This is a genomic window from Iodobacter sp. CM08 (assembly GCF_033446605.1).
Lineage (GTDB): Bacteria > Pseudomonadota > Gammaproteobacteria > Burkholderiales > Chitinibacteraceae > Iodobacter.
In genome coordinates, this window is record NZ_JAWQUO010000080.1 from 1 (window position 1) to 4,793 (window position 4,793).

Genomic DNA, 4,793 nt, shown 5'->3' on the forward strand with positions numbered 1-4,793 from the left:
ACAACAGCAGGTTGGAAATTAGCGCATGCTTGATGTGAAGAACATCGGAAAGCCGTGTGCGGGAAAATCGCATGCACGGTTTGATGAGGGAGGGTAGGTGAAAACCTGCTCTCTACTCTACCTTGCATTAACATATTTTCAACTCTAGGCTGACTTTACTATGTGCTAATGCAAGACCTGACCCCAATTTTGTTTTCTATGTCTGACGCTAGTATTTCAGATTTGCAATTCGCCTTTATAGAATGCAGCAAGTGTGGAAATTTAATTAGTTCAGCCAAATTCTCGCTAGAGCCTTCAGTTTGCCATCCTTCAATCATTTTTAAGTGATTTATCCCATCTACAAAAGCTTCTTTTAGCAATTCCGCTTCAGGGAGTTGCACTGTAAAAGAAAGCGGGAACGGATAGCAGCTTCCATCATCCATGAAGGCTTGCAGTAGGGCTTTATTGTTTTTGATGTCTGCCACTACTTCAAGAACTAGGTATTTTTTTTTGCTATTGATTTTAAATGAGCAGACCGTATAACCATTCATGTGTTCATGCCTTATTTGTTTTTACGGGGCGCATAACGAAGTGCCCTAGGGGTAGGTCTTACATTTTACATAGGATTACATATGAATTATATTTAAATTGAATATTTAGCAAGCAAATGTAATATGGGGCGATGGGGCAGGTCTTCTTGAATTATTTCTTCTGCGGGATTTTTGCGGGGCGGGGTGGTTATCTGTGGCGGTTTGTGGTGATGGCCTTGCATGTGGCTTAATTCTAAGCTATTGATTTTATGCGCTGAATTTGCACCCCTCGCGCATGGGGTGCAAGACTGGATATGTACACTGGTATTTCGTAGTTTCTTTAAAAAAATTATGTATATGTTTGTTTTATTGTTTGTTGTGGTGGTGTTTTTGTGGGATAGATCGGTAAAAGACCTGCCCTCACTCATGAACTATAATTAATTTAGACGTGCATGGATGAGTAATGCTGTACCGATTGTTCCAACAGTGAATAGGGCATGAGCGCTAAGCCATATTTTCCATGTCCTTATGCGTTCCGTTGAGCCTTTGGGGGCGCGTATTCTCACTCCTATAGCCAGTGCTGTAGATAGCGCGCTTAGAGAAAAGCCACAAACAAAAAAGAGTGCTCCCATTGCGCCTACCGGCCCTGTATAGAATGACCCCTTGTCTATTTTTGCGCCAGTTAAGTAGTAAACGTACCAGCAAACTAACAGCATTAGAAGGATGCTTGATAGGGCGCTAAGCCACGATAAGATAGAGCCTGCGCGAAGAGGTGCCTTTCTGGGATTATTCATACTTTATCTCAAACCTTCTGCATATAAGCGGTTGGCTAATGCCTCCCACCGTTTTGGACTATCTGCAACGACATGAGCATAATAAAAATGCCCCTCTGCTTTATTGTTTTTCATTTGATCACCTAATGTTTTAGCACCCATAATAAGTTCTGTTTGAGTAATTCCAGCATAAATTGGGTCGCCATATTGAGTTAAATCAATCACGATAATCTTTTTAATATTCTTATTTGCCTTAAGCTCTTTTAGAAAGTCTGCATCAATTGGGCTTCCTAGTAAAACTAGGTGATTAACAATATTGCCATTCTTTGCATAGTAGTTGGCTGTTTGTGCTGCTAATAATGAGCCATAAGAATAACCAATCAAGTTAAATTGCTCAGACGGTTTATCCATTCCAGCTAATCGCCACTCCCCACTGTTATCAATATATCTAATGTTGATGCCTGCTTGTAGGGCATCTATAAACATTCCGTAATCACCTATTGATTGTGTTGCAGAGTTGGTTTTTCCTACATAGCAATGCTGTATTCCTGCTTTCATAAACATATCTAATTGTGGCTTAACATAAGGGCCATCAAGACCAGCACCGCCCCAATAGAGAGTTCCGCGTGGTTTATTCACTTTTACAGGTACAGGTTTAGTATCAGATTTTAAGGTCAAGGATGCGGCAATAACGACTACAGGAACTAATGGACCCATTATGGATTCTCCGCAAATACTTCAATGGTGATTTCTTCCGGCTTGGTGCCATTGATTTTTTGTGTATGGCCCTGAGCGTCTGTGCGACCTTCAACAATTCCACCGCTCCAATTAATCCGATACATTCGATTTGCTAATGGCTTTCCGGTTAAATCATCTGTGAGTGCAAAGTGTTGGTCGTAATCTGCTGCCGCCACTATAGCCGCTGCAGCTGCCATAGTTTTTTTTGCGCTGTTAGATGCACCAGATGATGCCGCACCACTTCCTTCATACGAGCGCCCGACCTCTGGCATGGATGAGATTAAAACCGCTCCACATGAAGTCTTATGGCCTTCTAATGCAACGGATTTACCGCCAACATTCCACGAGGGGTCGCCTTCAATAATTGGGCAAACGCCGTGGCCAGGGATTGGGCAGCTAACTTTATCCCCAAGAAGAGCAACAGGCTTGCCAAACATATTGCTCGTTGATGCAGCACTTATTACAACTCCGCCATGGCTGGTTTGGTCGCCTAAACGTATTACTCTTTTCATGCCTGCTACCTATAAGGGACCAAGATTAGTACACTAATCTTAATCTTTGCTTACTATACTCACAATAAGAGGTAGGGTGTATTGGCTCGGCAAGCGGACGTAATTAATGCACAGAGGGCTTGCTTTGCTTGTGCGAGGTTTTTCTATTGAACTGGATTTTTTGTAAGGAATGTTGCTATTAATGTTGCTATTGTTTGGCCTAAAAGGGCCTTTTTAGGCATAAAAAAAGCCACTTAGATTTCTCTAAGTGGCTGATTTCATTGCTTTATACTGGTGGAGCCGGCGGGAGTCGAACCCGAATCATGACATGATAAGCTATTGATTATATTGGGTATATAAAAGATAGCTGTTATTAAGTTGCTATTACTTATTTGTATGTCTTCTTATTCGTAAGCTTTTTAGTGTTCATTATTATTTTAATAACGGTGTTTTTTTGTTTTAAATAAAAAATAATTTTCAATGCCGAATATTTTTTAACCTTACATATGGGGGAAAATCTAACACTGGGCAAAAAAATATGTTTTATATTTGTCGTTTTTACTTACAAAGCGTATATATATTTTTACTAATCTACAGTTTAGTGGTTGTTGTTATTTTTTATAAAACTGTGATTAGCTCACCACTATTTAAATATATATATAGGGATGCAATGAAATGGCATATTTTGAAATAGGTATGGTTTCTTTTCTGTGTGCAGTGGCTCTTCCGTTAGTTTATTTTTGTGATTATCAGTTCCGCCGCCTCGGAGCGTGGACTAAACGCGGAGACAAGCCGAAAGATCGTATAGGTTTTTTTCTTGTGACTGCTGCTATTACTGGTTTTATTATAGGTAGTTTTATCCAGCCATCTTGGAATAAAGCTGCTGAGTGTAGAGCGACTGCAGGCCAAACAGGGCAATCTGTTATGGTATGTATGTTTCTCCAAAAGTAATATGTTTGAATGATAAACAAAAAGGGCTCGCTGTCGTGCGGCCCTTTTTTATGCAAGTCTTATTTCCCGAATAGGGATACCGCTTTATTGCCCGCCTCTCTATTAGCTTCTGGCATCCATTTTCCGTAAATTCGAGCAATCATTGTCCAGTCGCTATGGCCCATTTGTTGAGCTACCCACATCGGATGTTCACCTGCTGAAAGCATCATAGAGGCGTAAGTGTGGCGAGTTTGATAAGGGCGACGGTATCGGACTTTTGCCCGCTTTATAGTAGGAATCCAAAGCGTTTTTCTAATCGCTTGATCGCCTTGCCATGGTTCACCTGAGCGAGGGTTTAGCCAAATTCTGCCGGACTCATGAGTTAATGAATGGACTTTTTGCTCATTAATAGCAGCTAGGGCAGGGGCTAGTAATTTGATGCTGCGTATTCCTGATTTTGTCTTGGTGGTCTCGGCCTCATCGCTATGCTGAGTAATTGCTTTATTAATGCGAATAGTTCCGCGTTTCCAATCTATATCACCCCATTCTAGTGCTACCAGCTCTGATGGCCGGATACCTGTCCAGAAAGAAAATTGCACTTGATTGTAGGCCGCCCCCTTTAGTACACCTAAGATGCTGGCTTGTTCTGAGGCGGTGAATGGATCAACATCATCTACAGGTTTTGGGGCATCTTTACGCCGATAGTTCCAGCCGTAAAGCGGGTTGTTTTCAATCATTTCATCATGGGTTGCATCTTGCAGTGCTACACGTAGCGGGCTGAGAATATTTGCAATTCGTTTATTTCCTACTTTGGTCATTGAGTCGCACCATTCACGTAGATGATTACGCTTTAAGTCTGCTAGTTTCAGCTGGCCAAATTGAGGAATGATGGTGTTGTTAATGATTCGCTGATAATCCACAAATGTACTGGTTTTTAAACTCGTTTTTTGTCGCTCAAGCCAGCGTGTCAGGTAGGACTCTAGAATCTCTGTTTTGCCTGGTGTTTTGGAAAACCGTTCCGCAAGCTTTGATTGTGGGAAGGTGACAAGGTAATCAAAGGTGCCGTTGTCTATCGCTTGTAGAATGGCGTCTCTGTGCCGTTGGGCTGCGGCTAAATTAGCGGTCGTGGGCTTGAGCTGGACACGTTCACGGCATTGCATACCTTGATAGCTGAAGCTGATTTGAATTGATGTTGCACTGGCTGCTTTGACGCCTTCGCCATCTCTACCGTAAGCGCCTAGCCCTCCCATCTAAACGCCCTTTCCTTTTTTCGTCATGCTGAGGTTTTTATCAAGCAGGAGGATTTATGGGGGATTTGCAGACGCGGCGCGGGGAGTGGCTACTGCGTGTGG

General features: G+C 42.2%; 5 protein-coding genes. 1 reads left to right on the top strand and 4 read right to left on the bottom strand.

Translation table 11 applies throughout. From position 1 onward, the window contains the following. Positions 1 to 158: 158 nt before the first annotated feature. The 3 genes from R6242_RS21950 to R6242_RS21960 form a co-directional block, all read right to left on the bottom strand. A complete protein-coding gene (locus tag R6242_RS21950; protein ID WP_318430982.1) occupies positions 159 to 530 on the bottom strand; it encodes a hypothetical protein in 372 nt (123 codons plus the stop codon). Between the two features lie 776 nt (positions 531 to 1,306). After that, entirely contained in the window at positions 1,307 to 1,999 is a 693-nt protein-coding gene (locus tag R6242_RS21955; RefSeq protein WP_318430984.1) for an alpha/beta hydrolase, read from the bottom strand. Next, positions 1,999 to 2,532, bottom strand: coding sequence for a PAAR domain-containing protein (locus tag R6242_RS21960; RefSeq protein ID WP_318430985.1), 534 nt, complete (start codon positions 2,530 to 2,532; stop codon positions 1,999 to 2,001). The genes R6242_RS21955 and R6242_RS21960 overlap by 1 nt, the downstream gene beginning before the upstream one ends. Before the next feature lie 654 nt (positions 2,533 to 3,186). Here R6242_RS21960 and R6242_RS21965 point away from each other — a divergent pair. Then, on the top strand, positions 3,187 to 3,462 hold the full coding sequence (locus R6242_RS21965) for a hypothetical protein (protein WP_318430987.1): 276 nt from the start codon (positions 3,187 to 3,189) through the stop codon (positions 3,460 to 3,462). Positions 3,463 to 3,521: 59 nt separating this feature from the next. Here R6242_RS21965 and R6242_RS21970 read toward each other — a convergent pair whose 3' ends face one another. Then, complete coding sequence (locus R6242_RS21970; RefSeq protein WP_318430989.1) at positions 3,522 to 4,691, bottom strand: tyrosine-type recombinase/integrase; 1,170 nt, start codon at positions 4,689 to 4,691, stop codon at positions 3,522 to 3,524. Positions 4,692 to 4,793 lie beyond the last annotated feature (102 nt).

Coding starts and splice junctions, on each gene's coding strand:
- R6242_RS21950 (WP_318430982.1), bottom strand. CDS start 530: ATGAATGGTTATACGGTCTGCTCATTTAAAATCAATAGCAAAAAAAAA.
- R6242_RS21955 (WP_318430984.1), bottom strand. CDS start 1,999: ATGGGTCCATTAGTTCCTGTAGTCGTTATTGCCGCATCCTTGACCTTA.
- R6242_RS21960 (WP_318430985.1), bottom strand. CDS start 2,532: ATGAAAAGAGTAATACGTTTAGGCGACCAAACCAGCCATGGCGGAGTT.
- R6242_RS21965 (WP_318430987.1), top strand. CDS start 3,187: ATGGCATATTTTGAAATAGGTATGGTTTCTTTTCTGTGTGCAGTGGCT.
- R6242_RS21970 (WP_318430989.1), bottom strand. CDS start 4,691: ATGGGAGGGCTAGGCGCTTACGGTAGAGATGGCGAAGGCGTCAAAGCA.